The sequence below is a fragment of the Vulcanisaeta moutnovskia 768-28 genome, from assembly GCF_000190315.1.
In the GTDB taxonomy this organism is placed as follows: domain Archaea; phylum Thermoproteota; class Thermoprotei; order Thermoproteales; family Thermocladiaceae; genus Vulcanisaeta; species Vulcanisaeta moutnovskia.
In genome coordinates, this window is record NC_015151.1 from 666,004 (window position 1) to 685,978 (window position 19,975).

The following is a 19,975-nucleotide window of genomic DNA, read 5'->3' on the forward strand; positions in this document are numbered from 1 at the left end:
ACTAAGAATTACTTTATTAATAAATCTTAACCTAATACCCTATTTATTGAGACGATTGTTGGGACTCAGGTTTTGATTCCGCCTGCTTCTCCTCTGCCTTCATCTCAGCCTTAGCCTCCGCCTCCCTCTTAATCTCTATTTCATCAATGAAAACAACCTTATTTATATTCGTGAATTTATTACCTATATCATCCGCAATTCTAGCCTTTATCGTGCCTATATTTTCCATGAACAACGTCTCAATAGGTAACTTTATGGTTATTATAGAACCACCTTCACCAAGCTCGACATTTACCTTATCTATCTCAATCCTCGGTATGTACTGCTTAACTATGTACTTTACCTTATCCTCAGTTGTTTCGAGCTTTTTAACTACCTTCGCCGTGATGATTAACGTCCTACCTGCCAATGGATGATTAAAGTCTAGGGTAACCCTACCACCCGTTATACTGACGACTCTACCCTGCTGATTATTAACCTCAACAATATCACCAACCTTAGGCAACTTACCATACCTATAAAACTCCCTAATAGATATTACCCTAACCTTACTTGGGTCTCTCTGGCCGAATGCCTTGTCTGGAGGAACCTCAACCGTTATTTCCTGCCCCTCACTTACATTTGTTATCGCTTGCTCCAAAGGCTCAAAGAGCTTTGTTTCACCTATTATTATTAATCGTGGTTCATAAATTTCATCAGGTCTATAAATACCCGCCTCCTTAGCCTTATCCTCTACCGTGGTTTCCACGACTTTATTATCATCCTTATCAATAACCGTATACTCAAGCAGTACATAGTCACCCTTCTGAAACGGCATCGACTATGAACCAAGCGATCACCCTTTTAAATTTTAAGCTGGAAGGGAATTAGGTTTTAATTCCCCTTAAAAAGTAATATAGAGTGATGAATATAACCTATATAATAGGCTTGGCAATTATGCTATCAATAATATTGGCACTATTGGGAATTGTGCTTATAGTAATTGATGTGATGAGAAGTCATAAGGAAGATGAGGATAAGGATGATGAGAAGAAGGGGAAGTCGAGTGTTGGTGGCGTCGTATTGATAGGGCCTATACCAATAGTGTTTGGTAATGATCCATCAATCATTAAATGGGCAATAGTGTTAACCATAATAGTTGTCATACTATTCATAGTACTCGCATTATTACCTGGGATCCTATGAGGTGATTAGGATGAGGCTTTATCAGCTTGGCATTCTATTGATAATCCTTGCCATACTCATACCAATTATAGCGGTTATAATAGCCATTACAATGGGGGTAACCAGTACGTATACAGTGCCCACCAGTGTTGGTGGTGCTGTCATAATATTCCCAATAGTTCCAATACCAATACTCATAACCTTTGGTAAACCACAAATAACACAACCGTTAATTTGGTTTACTTACGTAATATTCATAGTATTTCTAGCCCTAATAATATTCTCAGTGATACAGTATTACAGAACACGGAGAGAACTCACAAGGCATTGGCAGGAAGAACATAAATAAGGCTTGAGGAATTAATTATTTCGATGAGATTATATTGGTCACCAGTTGAATTAGCCAGCAGGTTGGCTAGAAGAGGCGTTAGGTATAATTTCGCTAGTGGTGCACCAGATCCTGGTTTACTACCGATAAATGAGATAAGGAGATCCTTCGAAAGAATTTATGAGAAGTATGGAGCAGCAGTAATAGCTTATCCAGGTGCTGGTGGTTTGAGGGAACTAAGAATTGAATTATCCAGGTACATTAACAAAGCACTTAATATAAGGGTTGATTGGAGAAATATAATAATAACTGCAGGAGCTCAACATGCCATTAAAATACTATCACAATTATTAATGAGAAGGAGGACAATAGTGTATGTTGAAAATCCAACATTTGTTGAAACCATTGCACCAATGAAGTTTCAGGGAGCCCGATTAATAGGTATTCCAATGGATGATGAGGGCATGAATACGCATAAACTAGAGAACCTAGTTAGGAACTACGGACCTGGTATTGTCTATACAGTGCCTAATTGTCATAACCCAACTGGAGTTTCACTCAGTAGTGATAGAAAGAGGCACCTACTCGAGATTGCGGAGAAACATGGATTAAAGATTATTGAGGATGACCCCTATACATCACTATACCCCAATACTGGACAAACCCTTAAATCCATGAACAATGATGTCATTTATGTTGGAACTCTATCGAAGATTTTAGGCCCCGGTTTAAGGATTGGGTTTGTGATAACTAGCGGTAAATTGAGGAATGATCTAGAGAAGATTGAACAACATGACTTTGCCGCATCAACATTAACACAGTACTTAGTTTATGACTTGTTAAGAAGAGGTGTTGCCTATGATGTTATTCAGAAGGCTCATGAATTATATCCTAGAAAGCTTAGGGAACTTATTGAATCGTTGGATGAGTATTTACCGAGTGCGTTAATGTATAGACCATCCTGTGGGTTCTACGCCTTCATAAATACTAAGGCGAATGCTTGGAATCTCCTGAGAAGAGGTATTAAGCAAGGTATATTGTTTGTTCCAGGAAATAAATTCTTCATAAATGAGAATAGACCAAACACCGCTAGACTTAGTATTGGATCAATAGGTATTAACTTGATAAGGGATGGAATAAAGGTATTAAGCGTTATCATGAACAATTAATTAATGACCACATAATCATTATTACCACCACCTGACCTACCACCTAATCCCTTAACTATTGATGATATGACTATGAGAAGTGTCAACAAACCTAGTATTATCAGTAATGATTTAATGCCCAATGCACCAAGTGTCCAAACCCTAACATAGATATTACTGTTAGTGATATTTACTACATAAACGTCATTTCCATAAATAACCATACCTACTGACGAGTTAATAGGTACACAATACCTACCAGGACCTATGTAATATAGATTACCAATATTTAGTACTGCAGTTGACAGTTCATTATTAAGAAGGTCCATGGGTATAAAATTTATTACACGAGGACTAAGTACTAAGCTCTCCGGATTGCTTTCATTTACTATTAATTCACGTTGATAAAGTACTGATCCATTACCCAGTAATGCCATTTGAATATGATCACCAATTACGACGTTTGGTATATCTATTTGCTGTTGGATATTGCTTAGTGGAAAGACATATTGATTATTGCCATACTTAATCAATAATTCAAGGTTTAGGTCAGGGCATTTCTGAGGAATCGCAATATTTAGAGTGTAGTTTGAAAAGATTGGGATTTTCAATGTGTTGTCCTGGATAATACTGCTTGTACCTAAATCCATTAACTCACCATTCACTAAGGCATATATATCATATATACCTGGATATACACAAGTGCCGTTCATAAATGGTAATAAGGTACCATTAACATTTAAATAAATTAATGCATTTATGGGATTACCAAGTTCGTCTGTTACTGATAGGCTTGATCGCGAAATCAAGGGGATGTGCACCGTAACTGTTGATGTAGGTATTGAGTTAAGGTAAATGCCTATAGTCCTTATGCCACTAATGGTAACGTATAATACTCTACTTAGCGTTGGGTTGATTGTTAAATTACCGGTTAAGCTCAATATCGAACCACTTTGTGTGGTAACGAAGACATTATTACATTTTAATTCCTGTAGCGATTCACCAATGAAGTTAATCGTAATGGGATTAATGGAGGAGTTAATGATACAGTAAGGTGTGTATGATAGGTATGTGGTCCATGGAGTAATCCCTGGAATACCTGGATTAATTACCGTGCAGTTATCATAGGAGTATTTAACCCATGGCGCACCCGTTAGCATTACCATGGGCTTTGAAGAACCAGATAATACTAGGTTCTCTATATTATTACCTATTGGTACGTAGTAATACGGCGTTATTATAATATACGTGGTTCCATTAGCCGTAATTTCAATATTACTTGAATACGTAATGTATGTCGTTATTTCAGCATACGTATTTAAGTAACCAATGTTAATGCTTGAGTATTCCGTACTTAATTCCGCTGTTAAATAATTACTAATACTGGCTTCGGCAGGTGATATTGATATTATCTTAACTATTGCGAATATGTAATTAAGACCTGGAATTAATGGTATTGATGCATTAATAGAACCTTGAGTTAATGTGTATGTAATGTTAGAACTAGGTATTACCAAGGCCTCAAGTGGGTATGGATCATATGAACCTATACTGAGGTAAACACCATATATTGGTAATGAACAGTTAACTTCCATGCTAATGTACTTAGGGCTATAGTCAATGACCGGAATACTTATGAAAGACCCATTATATAGTACTAAAGATACAGACACTATGCCTAAATTCGAAAGTGGATCTAGGTATGCATTAAATAGTACATTACTTTCCTGTGAACAATACTGATAGATCGGTATTACTAATTGGTCACTTGTTATGTTAATTACATTGGTAATTGATTGATTACCGTAATAAATACTCATATTTATATAATTAATAGTTACCTGCGCATAAGTCAACATAGGAAGTACCATGAATACTCCAATAATCATTATCCAAAATATGCGCCCTATCACGGTGACAGATAAGAAGGGATTATAAATAATACAATCTCGTAAAATAACCAAGTTAATGATGATGCAGTTCGCAGTGGATTGAATGACAGAGCCTTCGAAAACTGATTATGCGTATACCGTAGTATTTATACTATATGGAGATGGCATTCCACGTTTCCTACTATAGGCAGCATTTAGTAGTGCGGCGAATAATGGATGAGGTCTAAGAGGTCTACTTCTGAATTCTGGGTGGAATTGTGTAGCCACGAAGAAGTAATGACTAGGTATTTCTATAATTTCCACCCTGGGCACATCAGCTCTCCATGCAGAAAATACTAGACCCTTCTCCTTAAGTAAATCAAAGAATTTGGGATTAACCTCATACCTATGCCTATGTCTTTCCGTAATTTCCGTAGTACCATAAATAGCGTAGGCTATTGTATCCTTAATAATGTTTATCCTCCTATTACCAAGTATCATGGTACCACCCAACTCCTCAACATTTTTCTCCTCTGGCGTTATGTCAATGACTGGGTATGGAGTATTTGGATCAACCTCTGTCGTGTGAGCACCCTTAAGACCAGCAACATTCCTTGCAAATTCTACAACGGCAAGCTGCATACCATAGCATATGCCTAGAAATGGAATGTTATTCTCACGTACATACCTTATAGCCTCAATCTTACCCTCAACACCCCTGGCACCAAATCCTGGCAATACAATTACTGCATCCGCATTGTTAAGCTCGGCAATCTTAACATGATCCTTCTCTATATCCTCAGTATCGCACCAAATAATGTTTGGCTTAAGCCTTAACTTAGCGGCCGCATGTTTAATAGCCTCAACAATGCTTATATAAGAATCATGAAGCTTAACGTATTTACCGCACATATAGATATTAATAACCTCCTCACTATTTTCAAGGGCATTAACAAAGGTTATCCAATCACCAAGCTTAGGTTCTACCTGCGTTAATCCAAGTTTACTCAATAAGTATTTTCCTAAACCTTGTTCTTCAAGAATTAATGGTACTTTATATATAGTATCTACATCATATGACGTGAAAACCGCGTTAATAGGTACGTTCGTAAACAACGAAATCTTCCTTCTTGTCTGCTCATCCAATGACCTAGGTGACCTAGCAATTATTATATCAGGTTGAATACCAACCCTCCTGAGTTCAGCAACACTATGCTGTAACGGCTTTGTCTTAAGTTCACCGGTAGTTGATAATATGGGAACTAAGGCAACATGAACGAATAGCACATCACTAGGCATTTCAAGTCTCATTTGCCTGGCGGCTTCAAGGAATGGTAATCCCTCGTAATCGCCCACCGTACCTCCAATCTCTATTAAAACAATATCTGGCTTTTCCCTTTTTGTTACAAGAAGTATTCTTCTCTTAATCTCCTCGATAACGTGTGGTATTAATTGAACAGTTTGACCAAGATACTTACCCTTACGCTCCCTCCTTATAACAGTATAATACACCTGGCCGCTGGTTATGTTGTGATATTTCGGAACCTCTATGTCTAGGAATCGTTCATAATGACCTAGGTCAAGGTCTGTCTCACCGCCATCGAACGTCACAAAGACCTCGCCGTGTTGAAATGGATTCATTGTTCCAGCATCAACATTTAAGTATGGATCTATTTTGATTGCAGTTACATGATAGCCCCTTGCTTGTAGGATTTTTCCAATTGATGCCGTTGTGATACCCTTACCTAAACCTGATAATACGCCACCAGTTACAAAGATGTACTTTGTCGTCATAATAAGCACGGTACAGCTTAATATTTAATACTTTCTTTTATACTGAATAGATTACTACTTCTTATTTTTCGTTAATTCCTCATAAACCCCCGTTATTATTTCATGCCTCCTCCTTACTTTCCTCTCTAAATCATATAACTCAGTTCTCATTTTATAGAGATCAGTCCTTAGCTTATTCATTCTATTAATTAAGTCTAATTCGGTGGGTGATAATAAATACTCAAGCTTTGTATCCGGCTTTAGGGTCCTTAATATTAAATATATGTCTAGTTTACTGAAGCCCTTGCTCCGTAATTCATTCACAATGCTCTTTATGTCCTTAGCTTGTGAAATTGAAAGCATTCGAAACCACCCTCTGAAGATCATTTACAAACCCACTTAGTGCATTATTAACGGAGCCCTGTAAATGAGTTATACCTGTCACGGCATTGCCGAACAATCCACTAATTAATGATACCAGGGCTACAAGCACTGCCATTGATATTGCTATAAGTAAAACTTCCTCAATGAATATATCCCCCCTCCTTCTCCTTATTTTTATGCTCATCACTATTAATAACTCAATTTTATATATAAGGCACTACACCTAGTTAATGACCCTAACACCTTTCCTAAAACCAATCTTCTTAATTATATAGGGTATTAATATCGGTAGTACTACCGTTGCATCTTCAAGAACAAAGGCCTGCCTTGCCGTTGGTTTCACCTTACCCCAAGTGATAGCCTCCTTTGGTCGAGCACCACTAAGCGAACCATCCCACTCAATCGCCATTGTAATATAAACCACGTAATCAAGTCCACCAGCAAATTGACTCCACCATATCACATGGTGCTTAGAAATACCACCACCAATTATTAATGCACCTAGGGACTTACTCGAATAGACGATATCCATCAACTCATGCTCATCCCTAAGTAAATCAATTCTCACCTGCTTACCTCCAGTCCTCGTTCTCTGCATTTCATTATACGTGAGTATTGCCGTACCAAAGGCGCCATCCACAAACCCAGGAACATAAATTGGCACCTTAGCCTTAGACACTGCCCTTAGTATTGAATAATCATCATCAATCCTCTTACCTAACTCCCAAAGCAACTCCCTAACGCCCCACTCCTCCCTTGTTTTTGATAGATCCTCCAGCGACGAATGTACAAACTTCTCGATTAACGGCCCATAATGCTCCTTCCTAACCGCAACATTACCAATCCTATGAATACCCGCCTTGCTCATCTCAATATCATCAACATCAAAATAGCTCTGGTAATACTTACCACCCATTGATTTGGCAATGTCATGGTCTAAAGTACCTGCTGTAGTTATTATAACATCGACAAAACCACTCTCAATGAACCTAGCTATTAAGCCCCGAAGACCTGTTGAAATTAAATTACCAGTAAACGATAGAAAAACAGTCGTGTTTAAATCGTTATACATGCTTAAGAGAACCTCCGCTGCATCTGCCATGTACCTACCTTGAAAACCACCAATTCGTTTATAAGCCTCTATCAAGTCGTCAATGGTATTTATACCAACGTCTAGATCAGAAACCTCACCCGACAGGAATGGTGAATCATTCATCAAAACTGATATTAAGTTATTATTTTTAATGTTTATTTAACTTCACTTAACAATCCTGACCTCCTTAATTAGGCCTTGCTTCATTAGTTCATTTATTACTCCTCTAACACTCCTTATTGTTAATTGTGTCTTATTCGATATATCCTCAACGGATCTATTACCATCTATTAATTCCAGAACTTCTAGGTACTTCTCGTTAAGTTGTATATTCCTTAATTTTTCCTCTATTCCATCAACGGGTATCGGTATTTCAAGACCAGGTATTTTATACAAGTAAATCTTATGACTTCTCCACTCCTCATAGAGATCTTCCACAATTAAGGGTTTCCAACCAGGAACTTCAAAATCATGAGACACAACCCTAGTGCTAGGTCTTAATTCACGCTCAAGTTTAGGCTTTATTCTTTCGTTAACGCTGGTGAGTAGGTACATTGTAACCACATCAGCCTCTGATATGTTCTCCTCAAAGAAGTTACCGTAAATCACACGGATCTTATCCTCAAGCCCTAAATCCTTAACCCTTCTAAGCGTTTGTTCGTATAGGTCCTTCCTAATTTCAATGCAAGCGGCTTGGGCGCCAAATTCCCTAGCGGCCATTATCACTATCCTTCCATCACCACAACCTAAATCATAAAGAACCTCATCCCTTTTAACATTAGCCAATTGAAGCATCCTCCTAACCACAATCTCTGGTGTGGGTACAAACGGGACGTCGTAAGGCATATTGAAATACGGAAAGAAATTGGGGCTATAAATATCCTTCTCTAGCGCATTTTCATAATAATCATCAAAATCACTCACGAATTCTCATTACTGATCTTATTTATTATTTTTACCTTGAGTCCCTCATTATCATAATTAATATCAAGATCAATTGCACCCCTCTTCTTAAGAACCTTAATTGCATCAATTAATAATTGTCTCTCCTGAGGCGTTACTCTAGCTAATGCGTCATTTAAATCATCAGAACTGTTAATTATATCTAAGTATTTCCTTATTAATATTGAATTTAAATTTATTGATATTGGATCTTTTTCAAATATTAATTCATGAATTGCAGAATCTGCGATTGAGTATATATTTAGTAACACATCAGAAAGGGATACGCATTTAGTTATTATGTCATTTATTAACGATGATAATTCCGATAACTCGGGATACTTAGTCTCCAATCTACTTATCAATATCCTTAATTCGCTCATTTTTTCAATCAAGTCCATGTATACACCAGGGCTTAAAGCAAAAATTAAACTAACCACTAAATAATTAACGAAATACAAAATTACCGTATTATCTTAACCAACCTACTCGATACTGATGGATGCGATGTAAAAATCCTTAACCTCCTACTCATTAATTCACTATGTAGCTCCTTCCAGGTAACCTTAATCAACGCCATTGCCAAGTCCTTCCTAGATATGAACCTCATTGCATACTTATCCGCTGAGTACTCACTCAGTTTCATAACCGAGATAATACCAAACAATTCAAGAAATAATGCCGTAATAAGTATAGGTATTGCAGGTAAGCTCATTAATGGAATTATGTACGTTATCAACGCAATATTATCTAATTGAGCCAGCGATATTAAGAATAATGTTTTCGCTGAATCGCCATGAACTATATGACCAATTTCATGCATAACCACTGCAGTTAATTCATTACTATTTAAGCAGGAAACAAGTCTCGATGTTAAAATTACATAATTAATACCGGGTAAGCCAATGGATGCTGCATTGCATTGATTCACATTTACCAGGTAAATACCGTAATTCTTAATTCCCGAGTTACTAATTACTGACTCAATATCTATATACTCCTCATAAAAGTTCTGGGGCTTTGTCCTTATATCATTAACTAATGATAATACGAATCTCCTTATTTCATTTAATGATTTACTATTCTCAATTCTGGATAAAAGCCGTAGAGCATCATTAAATTTCTGTTCCTCAAGATCCCCATATTCTAGTACGAACTTTATGATGCGCGAATTCCTCAAATCCCCATGCCTTATCCTTAACTGAAGGATGTATGAGTATATTATTGGTATGATAAGTGGTGATAATAGTAATATTATTATTAGGTGTATTGATGGTATTATATTTATAATCCTTAAGACCGCAATGATTATTGATAGTGCTATTATTGATATTAACATAAGTCCTATTAAACCGATGGGTAATGATTGAACCCTCGGTAAATCATTAACCCTATAAATCCTATTATTCCTTTGCAGGAGTAGTATTGTTATTTTGCGCGTGCCATCCGTACCTAAGTACCTCAGAACTAAGGCATTTAGTAGGTTCCTCATCTTACCGTTACCTTTTATCCTTACTTCATGATTAACACTTAATTCAGCGTTTCCATAGTCATCATATACTATTAATTTCGTAGTATTATCATCAATCTCCTTAGCCACATATGACGAATCAGCAACTTTTAACAGATAGTTCTCTACGTAATTAATTAGGGACTGAGGATCTTTTATTAGATCACGGATTACTTGATATATTTTTATTCCCACCATTCGTGGCTGTCTGTGCCAGGTTTATTTTTTGGGCATTAGCTAATTCCCTTAACATATTTATACTTGTATTACCTCTCTTCGTAGATTTATAACCATCAATGAAAGACAATATTTCGTGAACATTATTATGCTCAAGTATTAACCAGAACTCCGTATTCCTTATTATACCGTAAACCTTACCCCTCGCACTCCTCTTAATGACCTTAATGAGCCCAAGCTCCACAAGCTCCTCAAGGAAATTCCTAACTATGACTGACTCTGAGCGTGGGCTTTTCCTAGTCCATATGGATATGTCCTGGGCAACCTTTGCAGGTCTAAAGGTTATTAATTGACCCTTGGCATTAATAACAAGGTCCTTCAGCATCTGGAGTATTAGAATTTTCACCTTCTTCGTATCTATCATTAAATTTTCCGAGGCTGTCATTAGGGCACCAGGGTTCTCGTATATATCCGCTTAAATAAATAAATTAAGAATTAGAGACACTCTTGAAGTAAATAAACGTCAGAGTTTCATGAAATCTCTTTATAATCAACTGTGTATATTATTTTTCAATTTACCATCAAGCTCTAGTATTCTTTCAATGATTTTTTCATCAGCGTCTAGTATTCGTTCTATCTCACTAACCTTATCACGTAAATTAACGACCTCCCTCTCCAATTCCATTATTTGCTTTCTAAATATGGAATCATCACTGGATCTCGTGCCGCTTGATGATACGGCCTTACTATCATTAATGGAATTTACCAATCTCATCGACGCTCTATCGCTATTATTACCTAGGTCCTCACTTGTTTTAGCATTTGCGATTAATTTATCATTAATGCTTAACTTATTTTCATTGCTAATCCTCTCAGTGAACCCATTATTTACTGGTACATTAATATCCTGCTGAGATTCGTTCTTTACATCATTAAACCTCCTAATAACCACATGCGAGGGCTCAATAATTGCCCTTAATGGTCTTATTTTAGTAACACCCCTATTAGTTATCACTATGGCTTCCTCCATTGATATCTCATTCATTTTATTAATTAAATCCCTGGAAAGCGTGACTTCGCCATCTAGGATTTCAGGACTTATCTTAAACAGTACTATATTACAATGCTTAAGTATTGATGACTTTGGGACAGCATTACTAACTAGGACTGCCCTTAATCCATACTTCGCTAATTCCATTATTATATGGTCGACTATGGAATAACTAGGGCCATTTATATCCAGTAGATTCTGAGCCTCCTCAACTATTAATACGTGCTTAACACCCTTTTCTATCAAACCCATCTTCATATAATGCATGTAAAGGGCTGCTAATATTAATGATGAAACAAGTCTCTTTTCTTCAATAATCGTTAAGTCACTAAGATCTATAACAGCATCACCCTCCATAAGTGCATCAATGCCTACAATACCCTTACCAATATTCATAGCCGAATACTCAAGCCTCCTTAGAATAGCCGCCTTCATCTCAGCCTCCGTCCTAGTATTGACCAGGTAATTATCTATCTTATTTATTAAGTCATTAAAATTGGTATAATTCCCGTCACGAATCATTCTATATAGCATGTACATGCTTGGTTCATTAAGTCCTAAGCCAAACCCCAATATTTCAGTCAATAACTTTGGTGGTATTTTCTCAAGATCTATGGTTATTGCAGACGTCGGTAGTGTTGGTAATACACCTGTGTATTCACCGTGCCAATCAAGTACTGTAACAACATATTTTCGACGAAGACCCTTAATCATAGCCTTAACAAGAGATGATTTACCACCTCTAGTGGGACCGAGTACACATAAATGCCTATCGAGTGGTACTTTGTAAGGTAATATAAAGCGCGTGCCTACTGTAACACTATCAGTTGAGAAATCTCTCATTAGTGATGCCACGGCTATTGATGCAGGTATGGCAATGGCACCAATGCTTAGTACGTCCATATGCATCATAAAGAAATTCCCATTGGAATTTATAAGGCACTTAATTTCTACTTCGTTTAAACGTGCATTACCATAATGATGCATTCAAGAATTGAGAAATGCCCATGGGCCTCATCCTCAATGAGAGCCATTTAGGCATATACTTTCTATAACGATAAAACCTGCTGTCCAATAACACGGCAACCTTCCTATGCCTATCTAAATCCCTTAATAACCTACCGATTATTTGGGTGGTGGTTGATACCGCTGGAAATAGATAGGTGGTTGCAAACCCACTAATTCCCAATCTCTTATAATAATGGGATTTTAAGAAACTCCATTGACTATATTGAGGAAGTGGAAATCCAATAATCATAACGCCGATTAACTCCTGCTCGAGAAAGTTTATGCCTTCACCAATTGGGTTCTGGGCATACGTTATTATTAATGACTTAGTAACCCTGGCACTCTCCTTAAATGGCTCAATGACCCTTACGGCCTCAGAACCATCCCTAAGTATGAATGTTGGTATTCCCCAAACCGGCGGTGTATAATAATTAATGTATGAATTCATGTACTCAATGCTCGGGAAGAAAACTGCTAAGCCACCTGCCGGTGGTGATGACCGAATAAACACTTTAATACTTTTATTAACAATATCTAGGTACTCCTTCAGTAACCTATTACGATGCGTAAACTCGACATCAATTACCGAAAAAACCACGAGATTCTCTTGATATTCCTTAGGTAAGGAGTCTATCGCTATGTAATACGACGACTTGGAAAAAACGTCTATAATGTACGAGAACCTCCTACTAATGGATGCCGTTAAAAGAAGGACCTTTTGTGACTTTGTTATTAAATCATAAATAGGCTTAATTGAAAGACACCTTAATCTAATTGATTTACCATCATACGTGAATGCACAAAGATCATTACCAAAGTGAGTAAGCATCTCAATAACCCTATCGTCAAATGTCTCGGACCCCTTTAATAAATCATCAACATCAAACCTCCTTAACACCACAGTTTCTCTTTGCGGTACGTAATTCTTTATCTTATTAAATAATTTATTGGCCAGGTCATTACCGTTTAATGCCCATTGTCGTAACTCATCAATACTAATACTAATTGACTCCTCAAGACCTGCGGCGACATTATGAAATTCATCAATTATTGCAAGGGGTTTATTCCAATTATCAATTATATTAATTAATCTACTGTAAAGTTCAGGACTAGATAAATATGCATGTGTTGATATAACTATAGGTAACTGGTATGCCAGGGCTTCATTCACTTCATATGGGCACAAGCCATCACTGAGTAACTCAGGGGGATTGCACGTTAGAATTGGCAATGGTACCTCAGTCTTACTGACCCTACACCTACCACTTAATCTGTATAGGAAGCATTGCTTAGAATTATGCGCGTTAAATGGACATAGTGATTCTCTACCGAGGAAGATTGATGTTTTATCCCTAATACCAACCTGCTTCGTGAATTCGCAAAGCTGTAATGCCTCGGCCCTAGACCTTGTTATTATGAGCACCTGGCCGTCCTCATTAATCCATTTACTGGCTATGGTCACTGCAATTCTTGATTTACCAAAACCTGGATATGCATTTAGCAATACTATGTCCCTCTCCCTCAATAGTGAATATACGTAATCAGTAATATCCATTCAATAGAGAATGCTCAATTCAATTAATTAGGTACTATAAGGAGGTTTTGATCATGCTGATGGTTCGTAAATCCTCGTCTTAGAACCTTCAAGGAACTTCTTCTTTATACCCTTCATACTCTCAAGGGCATTATTAATTGCATTGAGTACCTTAGAATCTGACTTAACTTCATCAAGCTCCTTACAATTATTTAATACCCTCTCGAATAAGTCATCAACCATCTTATCGGGAAGTCTCTCAAGGGCTTCCCCATAAATCTTTGGTAATTCCTCACTTATGAATTTCACAACATCATTGATGTTCTCCCAATTATCCTCAGCCTGCCTAATAATTGATAGTATCGTTTCTAGGCTATACCTCTCATCAGCCGATAATTTAGAGTCATCTATCTCCAGATAAGCCCTATTTAGGCAATACCTAACGAACCTGTATATTAATGGGTTTATATTAAGTGTTGACATCGAGTTGCATAATAACCGCGCTTTAAAAATCTATACCTAAACATAAATTCTGATATTAACAACTCAGTAAATTAATTTAAGGGTGCTCACTATGAATTCATGAAAGAACCTTGATAGATACGCATGCGCACTTAAGTAGGTCAGATGTGTATGGCTATGCAGATGAATTGATAAGTGAGGCTCATAAGGAGGGATTACTTGGTATTATCAATGTAACAATGAGACTTAATGAAGTACGGAATGCATTAAGTCTCGTAAATAAGTATAGAGGTTTTGTCTATACTGCATTGGGATATGATTATAGTGGTTTCGATATTAAGGAGGTCCAGGAAATCATGAGAGCTATTAATGAAAAGAGGGATTTACTCGTTGGTATTGGTGAGGTTGGTTTAGACTATAGTAAGGTTAGGGATAAGGTGCTTAGGGAAATTTCACGACACATATTCACTAAGTGGGTATTATTTGCTAAGGACCTTAATCTACCACTCATTATTCATTCTAGGGATGCTGAAAATGATATTATAGAAATACTAAGTAAGTACGGACCCGTTAAATGCGTAATGCACGCATTCAGCGGTAATAGAAACCAGGTAACTAAATTACTGGATTTAGGATGTTACTTTTCTATACCGCCAACCATAGTTAGATCGCAACAAAAAAGAGACCTGGCGACAATGGTTCCGCTTAATCGGTTACTCCTCGAAAGCGACACACCCGAGTTAGGGCCTAGGCCTGGTGAGGAATCGAGACCTATTCATATTAAGATCGTATTGGCAGAATTATCGAAAATACTTAATACTAACCTAGGGGAATTAAGTCATATAATCGTTGAGAACACATTATCATTATTTCAATTAGATTAGAGAGAATAATCAGTCCTGCGTGGTCTCTTCATTGTTCATATCTCCGGTCCTCATCATTAATCTTATTTCCTTTAGTAATAAATAATTTATTAACCCATTGATAGGTTATCTAAATCGAGGAATTTATCATGAAGATTATTAATAAGATTATTGAGGAATTTAGGAACAGGGGGTTTAGGATCAAGGTTATTCATGATGATTCGATTAAGGCAGACCTTAATAAGCTCAGGGTTAGAGTTTGGATTACCCCAAGTGATTATTTCCCATGGTGGTCAAATCTACTTGATATGGTGGATGAATTAGAACTTAATGATATTAATGCATTATTTGTTGTTTCTGAGAGACCCTACGTTATAAGTGATTACGTTGTTAATAATTTATCCAGGATTCGTTATTGGTTTAATAAGGAATTGAATATAAAGGTATACGCAATAAATATTGATAGATTAGAGGAAGATTTAGAGGATGGTATTAACCTTGTAATAACAAACTTCTATAGGGAGGCCAGTAATGTGGCATTAATGGGTAGTACATGCCCTAACTGCGGCTTACCCATGACAATAATGTACTCCTCTAGGTATTATTCACGTAGATGGAGAACATGGGTTAATGAGTATGTCGAGGTTTGCGAAAGGTGTAAAGTGGTTTCCCATAAATTAATCCTCTCATAGGCAGTAATTATACGTCGAGATTTCACTCGAAAATAATGTTTATTAATCACTAAAGAATCTACTTATGGAATAGGTTTTATGCCTGGTTTACCATTTATGCCATTAGATGCAAGATTTGCCGATGTATTGGGACTTATAGACACGCTTGCCAATGAGTTTAAGGGACAGGCCGACATATTCATGATTGCCAAGGAAATGGAATCTGACATTGATGATTTAATGCCAGCCCTAAACGCAGCTGTTTACCTTGGTTTTGTTGAGGTTAAGGGTGGTGATGTTAAGATTACGGATGAGGGTAAGGAGTTTCTGAATGCTAAGATTAGCGATAGAAAGAAAATACTCCGACAGAAATTACTTAGCCTTGAACCATTTCATACGGCCTATAGTTTGGGATTACGTAAACCATTCACCATCGATGACCTCATCGAGGAACTAAATGACGAGGGATACGTAGAGGCTAGGGAACCAGGTATTAGGCATCTACTCGAAATATTGCTGGCCGAATGGGGTGTATTTGCTGGAATGCTTAAGAAGAGAGGTGATGTGTATATTGCGATACCGTAGTATTTTTATCATTTATTAACCTTAACAAAAACCATCCCCGAGACAATAACCTCCTCAATGACGCCATCATTCAGTAATTGATTATAGACTAACCGCCAATTCTCAGAAACATTATTACTAAGCCACTCCTCAAATTGGGGCTTTGGTATAATTCCCTGAATCTCACTCCTTATCTTATCCACAAGCCTCTGAAGATTTAGCTTGTTCCTGCCATTATTTGTATCATTATTAGAATTATTAATTATAAGATCCTTAATGACCCTCCTCCTTATGTAGAATGTGCCATCCAACGTACTGTACATTACCTCGAAAAGCCCTGATCTACTCAATTTATTAATCATATCAATACCAATCTTTATACTTAGTAAATTCTCTATCTCATCAATGCTAACCCATTTATCATCAACCACTCCTATTAATCTTCTTATCATATCGTCATTTACTGCTAATGTCATACGAAAGGTATTGCGTGCTTATATAAATCTTAAATAATTAATTTAAAAAGGAACAATCAATGATCACCACCTTTAAGGTATGATCAATGGAGTTCTACCAATACATTCTTATTCTGATGCAGACGCATATGGTATTAACATACTTAGCAAACTAAAGGGCCACTCCTTAAGCATTAAAATGCTAGCCTATTTCTAGCACTGATATTCCTTTATCACAGGGTCCGGACTAAAAACAAAAAATCGCTTTAAAATAGGTAAATACATATGTACACCTTTAAAATCTCCAGGACACCCGCGGTATTAGTAATCGGTCGAGTAGGTAAGGAATTAGCAGTATGGAGTATTGACGGTACTATTACGACTCTGGGCAGTATTAATGGTATTGAGTTAGTTGATGAGCTTAAGGTAGAGAGGCAGATAGTGGGTCATGTTGCCATTGCATCCTTTGGACAGTACATAATTAAGGCTATGGATATGGGTAGTAAGTATGGCTCATACACATTAAGCGAGGATTCACTGGTTAGGATACCCAGCAGGGGTGGTATTGACCTTAGGAAGTACAATGATTGGGTTACAATTAGGAACGCCTTCATATTAATAGGAGATCCCAATTCCAATTATTCTGATTACTACCCATTGATATGCCCATACAGGGTTGGTGATACATTATTCATTAATACTGGGTATACAAGTACAGGGAGTATTAGGGTGGTGCTGACTATACTCGGTATTCTACGTAATTATGCGGATAGAGGTCGAGTAAATGCATCATGTATGTGCAGAATACCTTCAATGCCCCTGGAAATAGCTCTGATGAACGGTGATAAGTACTTATTGATTAGGACGCATCTTAATGAGGGACAAGCATCTACGGGTAATAAGTACCTAGTTTTGTTAACTAAGGGTGGTAACGTGATTAGTAAGTACTCATTGAATGATAACCCAACTGATATTGTGGTGAAAATGCTTAATGAAATGAGGAGCATTTAATTTAATAAAATGAAAAATAAAGAATTATTAATTACTATTACTAATCATTAATTCGTGAGTATAAGTACAGGGCTTGAATTTGTATCTGAGAATGTATTACCAATAATAAGAAGCCTAGTGGCTAAGAAACTTCTTGAAAACGGGTATAGCCAACTTAAGGTGGCTAAGATACTGGGCATAACGCAACCAGCTGTTAATAGGTACGTTAGTAAGGATTACGGTGAATTAATAAGCAGGGCAGAGTCCCTCGGCATTAATAAGGATTGGGTAACTAGGATTGTTAATAATATTGTTGAACTAATACTGAACAATAAGGAATATGAAGCACTTGAATATCTGACAAACATGATAGTGATGGAATTAGGCTCCTTAAGACTATGCGATGCACACAGAAAACTTGTTCCCTCATTACCAACAATCTGCAATGTATGTTCTATATTAACGACCGGCATTACGGATTCAATAATTAAGAACATGGAAAGGGCGCTATCAATTCTTGAAATGCATCCTGAAATACATGCCATAATACCGAGGGTTCTCATGAACATTGTTGAGGCTAAACCAGGTGCCGTTACTGAGGATGATGTTGTTGGTGTACCTGGTAGGATTGATGCCCATGACGGAAGAGTTATCATAGGCTCAAAACCTATTTATGGCGGTAGTAAGCACTTGGGTAAATTAATCATTAAATGCATGAATGTGAATCCGAGGTATAGGTCCGTAGCCAGTATTAAGTATGATAATAAGGTAGAGTATGCACTTAAGGAATTGAGTATGCACTATGTTAAAGTTGGGCCTCATGAAAGCTCTAATGAGGATGATGTAATAAACGCAGTGGTTGACTCAATTGTTAAAGATCCCACATTAGAGGCTATTATAGACCTTGGAGGCTATGCACTGGAACCCGTCACTTACGTGTTTGGTATAGATTCAATAGATGTTGCATTAAAGGTGATAAAAATAGCTTCAAGGGCAACCTAGGCCTTTATCTTACGTATTAAGTAATTCACTATATATTTAGCTGGATTTATACCTGTGGCTTTCTTAAATCCCTGCCAGGACATGGTTGGATTAACCTCAAAAATGAAGTAGCCATTCCTTGTTTCCGCAATATCAACGCCACCATAATCAAGCCCAAGAACTTCAATCGTCCTCAACGCCAACTCACTTAATTCATCAGTAACCTTAGCTGGCTCGGGATTAGCACCTTGGGCAATATTGCTCTTCCATGAAATTCCCCTCCTGAATTCAGCACCTATTACCTCATTGCCAACAACCACGACTCTATAATCACCATTACCAACCTTATCAAGAAACCTCTGTACATACATTGGCTTATTCAGGTTAGTTAGATAGCTAAATATGTGCATGGCTACATCAGCATCATCGATCTGAAAAACACCGAAACCCATAGCACCCCTAATCTGCTTGATAACGGATCTGCCGAACTCCTTAACTGTATTATAGGCGACGAACATGTTCTCACTAACCACGGTATCAGGGACTGGTAAGCCATGCTTAGCCAATAGCATTAGTGATATGAACTTATCACTGGCCATCATCCAATTCATCACTGGATTCATTACATAAACACCATTAAGTTCAAAGGCCCTAACAACCCATAGCCTATGCACGAATTGCTCAAAATCCCTAATTATGCCTATATGCCTAAGTATTGCGCCTGATACGTTCAACTCCTCATAATTAGACCTACCAATTAATTGGTAATAATTAATACGACCTTTACCAAAACCAACCCCAACCATATCAATGTATATCCTCTTAATCCTATGACCCAACGACCTAATGGCATCCTCTAGATCAACCACATCTTCAGGGTTATACTCAACCTCGTAAGGCCTAATAATTCCTATGTCCACAGGAGTGATGCGAATAAATACTGTTTTATTAATTTAGCCTAACTAATAATTGATGCATTAAATGATAAGATATATACGTAAAGTAA

The 19,975-nt window shown here is 37.2% G+C and carries 23 protein-coding genes; 8 read left to right on the forward strand and 15 right to left on the reverse strand.

Features of this window, described 5'->3' with window-relative positions; all coding sequences use genetic code 11:
• Nucleotides 1-43: 43 nt before the first annotated feature.
• Nucleotides 44-817, reverse strand: a complete 774-nt coding sequence (locus VMUT_RS03580; RefSeq protein ID WP_013604065.1) for a peptidylprolyl isomerase — start codon at nucleotides 815-817, stop codon at nucleotides 44-46.
• Between the two features lie 86 nt (nucleotides 818-903).
• On the opposite strand from VMUT_RS03580, the gene VMUT_RS03585 reads away from it, so the two are divergent.
• From VMUT_RS03585 to VMUT_RS03595, 3 genes are read left to right on the forward strand one after another with little or no spacing between them, the layout of a single operon-like run.
• Nucleotides 904-1,185, forward strand: coding sequence for a TIGR00304 family membrane protein (locus VMUT_RS03585; RefSeq protein ID WP_013604066.1), 282 nt, complete (start codon nucleotides 904-906; stop codon nucleotides 1,183-1,185).
• A 10-nt stretch (nucleotides 1,186-1,195) separates the two neighbouring features.
• Complete coding sequence (locus VMUT_RS03590; protein WP_048057164.1) at nucleotides 1,196-1,513, forward strand: hypothetical protein; 318 nt, start codon at nucleotides 1,196-1,198, stop codon at nucleotides 1,511-1,513.
• 23 nt (nucleotides 1,514-1,536) lie between these two features.
• Complete coding sequence (locus VMUT_RS03595; RefSeq protein WP_013604068.1) at nucleotides 1,537-2,661, forward strand: aminotransferase-like domain-containing protein; 1,125 nt, start codon at nucleotides 1,537-1,539, stop codon at nucleotides 2,659-2,661.
• On the opposite strand, the gene VMUT_RS03600 is transcribed toward VMUT_RS03595, so the two are convergent.
• From VMUT_RS03600 to VMUT_RS03655, 12 genes are all read right to left on the reverse strand, one after another.
• Nucleotides 2,658-4,529: a hypothetical protein gene (locus tag VMUT_RS03600; RefSeq protein ID WP_013604069.1), complete on the reverse strand. Its 1,872-nt coding sequence runs from the start codon at nucleotides 4,527-4,529 to the stop codon at nucleotides 2,658-2,660. The two genes, VMUT_RS03595 and VMUT_RS03600, sit on opposite strands and share 4 nt — an antisense overlap.
• Nucleotides 4,530-4,658: 129 nt before the next feature.
• Nucleotides 4,659-6,305, reverse strand: coding sequence for a CTP synthase (pyrG, locus tag VMUT_RS03605; protein ID WP_013604070.1), 1,647 nt, complete (start codon nucleotides 6,303-6,305; stop codon nucleotides 4,659-4,661).
• Between the two features lie 54 nt (nucleotides 6,306-6,359).
• Nucleotides 6,360-6,647: a hypothetical protein gene (locus tag VMUT_RS03610; RefSeq protein WP_048056847.1), complete on the reverse strand. Its 288-nt coding sequence runs from the start codon at nucleotides 6,645-6,647 to the stop codon at nucleotides 6,360-6,362.
• Entirely contained in the window at nucleotides 6,625-6,852 is a 228-nt protein-coding gene (locus tag VMUT_RS03615) for a hypothetical protein (protein WP_048056848.1), read from the reverse strand. Before VMUT_RS03615 ends, VMUT_RS03610 begins: the two co-directional genes overlap by 23 nt.
• Nucleotides 6,853-6,891: 39 nt before the next feature.
• On the reverse strand, nucleotides 6,892-7,884 hold the full coding sequence (locus tag VMUT_RS03620) for a deoxyhypusine synthase (RefSeq protein ID WP_013604073.1): 993 nt from the start codon (nucleotides 7,882-7,884) through the stop codon (nucleotides 6,892-6,894).
• A gap of 42 nt (nucleotides 7,885-7,926) precedes the next feature.
• Nucleotides 7,927-8,607, reverse strand: a complete 681-nt coding sequence (locus tag VMUT_RS03625) for a class I SAM-dependent methyltransferase (RefSeq protein ID WP_193387204.1) — start codon at nucleotides 8,605-8,607, stop codon at nucleotides 7,927-7,929.
• Nucleotides 8,608-8,681: 74 nt separating this feature from the next.
• The gene (locus VMUT_RS03630) at nucleotides 8,682-9,143 is read right to left on the reverse strand and encodes a hypothetical protein (protein ID WP_237699707.1); all 462 of its coding nucleotides are present in this window, start codon (nucleotides 9,141-9,143) and stop codon (nucleotides 8,682-8,684) included.
• Between the two features lie 23 nt (nucleotides 9,144-9,166).
• The gene (locus VMUT_RS03635; protein WP_083805465.1) at nucleotides 9,167-10,411 is read right to left on the reverse strand and encodes a M48 family metalloprotease; all 1,245 of its coding nucleotides are present in this window, start codon (nucleotides 10,409-10,411) and stop codon (nucleotides 9,167-9,169) included.
• On the reverse strand, nucleotides 10,377-10,835 hold the full coding sequence (locus VMUT_RS03640; protein ID WP_048056850.1) for a hypothetical protein: 459 nt from the start codon (nucleotides 10,833-10,835) through the stop codon (nucleotides 10,377-10,379). Before VMUT_RS03640 ends, VMUT_RS03635 begins: the two co-directional genes overlap by 35 nt.
• Before the next feature lie 105 nt (nucleotides 10,836-10,940).
• Nucleotides 10,941-12,350: an ATP-binding protein gene (locus tag VMUT_RS03645; protein ID WP_237699708.1), complete on the reverse strand. Its 1,410-nt coding sequence runs from the start codon at nucleotides 12,348-12,350 to the stop codon at nucleotides 10,941-10,943.
• 61 nt (nucleotides 12,351-12,411) lie between these two features.
• Nucleotides 12,412-14,004: a helicase C-terminal domain-containing protein gene (locus VMUT_RS03650; RefSeq protein ID WP_013604079.1), complete on the reverse strand. Its 1,593-nt coding sequence runs from the start codon at nucleotides 14,002-14,004 to the stop codon at nucleotides 12,412-12,414.
• Nucleotides 14,005-14,055: 51 nt separating this feature from the next.
• Nucleotides 14,056-14,466 carry a hypothetical protein gene (locus tag VMUT_RS03655; protein WP_013604080.1) on the reverse strand — a complete coding sequence of 137 codons (411 nt, stop codon included), beginning with the start codon at nucleotides 14,464-14,466 and terminating at the stop codon, nucleotides 14,056-14,058.
• Nucleotides 14,467-14,576: 110 nt separating this feature from the next.
• Here VMUT_RS03655 and VMUT_RS03660 point away from each other — a divergent pair, with 110 nt between their 5' ends.
• The 3 genes from VMUT_RS03660 (at nucleotide 14,577) to VMUT_RS03670 (ending at nucleotide 16,564) form a co-directional block, all read left to right on the forward strand.
• Complete coding sequence (locus tag VMUT_RS03660; RefSeq protein WP_048056851.1) at nucleotides 14,577-15,329, forward strand: TatD family hydrolase; 753 nt, start codon at nucleotides 14,577-14,579, stop codon at nucleotides 15,327-15,329.
• A 128-nt stretch (nucleotides 15,330-15,457) separates the two neighbouring features.
• Nucleotides 15,458-16,000 (forward strand): hypothetical protein, encoded by a 543-nt coding sequence (locus tag VMUT_RS03665; RefSeq protein WP_013604082.1) that lies wholly within the window; start codon nucleotides 15,458-15,460, stop codon nucleotides 15,998-16,000.
• Between the two features lie 78 nt (nucleotides 16,001-16,078).
• Nucleotides 16,079-16,564 (forward strand): AAA-associated domain-containing protein, encoded by a 486-nt coding sequence (locus tag VMUT_RS03670; RefSeq protein WP_013604083.1) that lies wholly within the window; start codon nucleotides 16,079-16,081, stop codon nucleotides 16,562-16,564.
• Nucleotides 16,565-16,572: 8 nt separating this feature from the next.
• Here the strand turns inward: VMUT_RS03670 and VMUT_RS03675 are convergent, their stop codons facing one another.
• A complete protein-coding gene (locus VMUT_RS03675; RefSeq protein ID WP_013604084.1) occupies nucleotides 16,573-17,019 on the reverse strand; it encodes a hypothetical protein in 447 nt (148 codons plus the stop codon).
• Nucleotides 17,020-17,283: 264 nt separating this feature from the next.
• Here VMUT_RS03675 and VMUT_RS03680 point away from each other — a divergent pair, with 264 nt between their 5' ends.
• Both VMUT_RS03680 and VMUT_RS03685 read left to right on the forward strand, forming a co-directional pair.
• Complete coding sequence (locus tag VMUT_RS03680) at nucleotides 17,284-18,009, forward strand: hypothetical protein (protein WP_013604085.1); 726 nt, start codon at nucleotides 17,284-17,286, stop codon at nucleotides 18,007-18,009.
• A gap of 54 nt (nucleotides 18,010-18,063) precedes the next feature.
• Nucleotides 18,064-18,990, forward strand: coding sequence for a thiamine-phosphate synthase family protein (locus tag VMUT_RS03685; protein ID WP_013604086.1), 927 nt, complete (start codon nucleotides 18,064-18,066; stop codon nucleotides 18,988-18,990).
• Here the strand turns inward: VMUT_RS03685 and VMUT_RS03690 are convergent.
• Nucleotides 18,987-19,889 (reverse strand): ATP-grasp domain-containing protein, encoded by a 903-nt coding sequence (locus VMUT_RS03690; protein ID WP_013604087.1) that lies wholly within the window; start codon nucleotides 19,887-19,889, stop codon nucleotides 18,987-18,989. The two genes, VMUT_RS03685 and VMUT_RS03690, sit on opposite strands and share 4 nt — an antisense overlap.
• Nucleotides 19,890-19,975: the final 86 nt, after the last annotated feature.

Bases quoted from the DNA above. Each gene is read 5' to 3' on its own strand.
- VMUT_RS03580 (WP_013604065.1), bottom strand. From the start codon at position 817: ATGCCGTTTCAGAAGGGTGACTATGTACTGCTTGAGTATACGGTTATT.
- VMUT_RS03585 (WP_013604066.1), top strand. From the start codon at position 904: ATGAATATAACCTATATAATAGGCTTGGCAATTATGCTATCAATAATA.
- VMUT_RS03590 (WP_048057164.1), top strand. From the start codon at position 1,196: ATGAGGCTTTATCAGCTTGGCATTCTATTGATAATCCTTGCCATACTC.
- VMUT_RS03595 (WP_013604068.1), top strand. From the start codon at position 1,537: ATGAGATTATATTGGTCACCAGTTGAATTAGCCAGCAGGTTGGCTAGA.
- VMUT_RS03600 (WP_013604069.1), bottom strand. From the start codon at position 4,529: ATGATTATTGGAGTATTCATGGTACTTCCTATGTTGACTTATGCGCAG.
- pyrG (WP_013604070.1), bottom strand. From the start codon at position 6,305: ATGACGACAAAGTACATCTTTGTAACTGGTGGCGTATTATCAGGTTTA.
- VMUT_RS03610 (WP_048056847.1), bottom strand. From the start codon at position 6,647: ATGCTTTCAATTTCACAAGCTAAGGACATAAAGAGCATTGTGAATGAA.
- VMUT_RS03615 (WP_048056848.1), bottom strand. From the start codon at position 6,852: ATGAGCATAAAAATAAGGAGAAGGAGGGGGGATATATTCATTGAGGAA.
- VMUT_RS03620 (WP_013604073.1), bottom strand. From the start codon at position 7,884: ATGAATGATTCACCATTCCTGTCGGGTGAGGTTTCTGATCTAGACGTT.
- VMUT_RS03625 (WP_193387204.1), bottom strand. From the start codon at position 8,607: ATGCCTTACGACGTCCCGTTTGTACCCACACCAGAGATTGTGGTTAGG.
- VMUT_RS03635 (WP_083805465.1), bottom strand. From the start codon at position 10,411: ATGGTGGGAATAAAAATATATCAAGTAATCCGTGATCTAATAAAAGAT.
- VMUT_RS03640 (WP_048056850.1), bottom strand. From the start codon at position 10,835: ATGACAGCCTCGGAAAATTTAATGATAGATACGAAGAAGGTGAAAATT.
- VMUT_RS03645 (WP_237699708.1), bottom strand. From the start codon at position 12,350: ATGCATATGGACGTACTAAGCATTGGTGCCATTGCCATACCTGCATCA.
- VMUT_RS03650 (WP_013604079.1), bottom strand. From the start codon at position 14,004: ATGGATATTACTGATTACGTATATTCACTATTGAGGGAGAGGGACATA.
- VMUT_RS03655 (WP_013604080.1), bottom strand. From the start codon at position 14,466: ATGTCAACACTTAATATAAACCCATTAATATACAGGTTCGTTAGGTAT.
- VMUT_RS03665 (WP_013604082.1), top strand. From the start codon at position 15,458: ATGAAGATTATTAATAAGATTATTGAGGAATTTAGGAACAGGGGGTTT.
- VMUT_RS03670 (WP_013604083.1), top strand. From the start codon at position 16,079: ATGCCTGGTTTACCATTTATGCCATTAGATGCAAGATTTGCCGATGTA.
- VMUT_RS03675 (WP_013604084.1), bottom strand. From the start codon at position 17,019: ATGACATTAGCAGTAAATGACGATATGATAAGAAGATTAATAGGAGTG.
- VMUT_RS03680 (WP_013604085.1), top strand. From the start codon at position 17,284: ATGTACACCTTTAAAATCTCCAGGACACCCGCGGTATTAGTAATCGGT.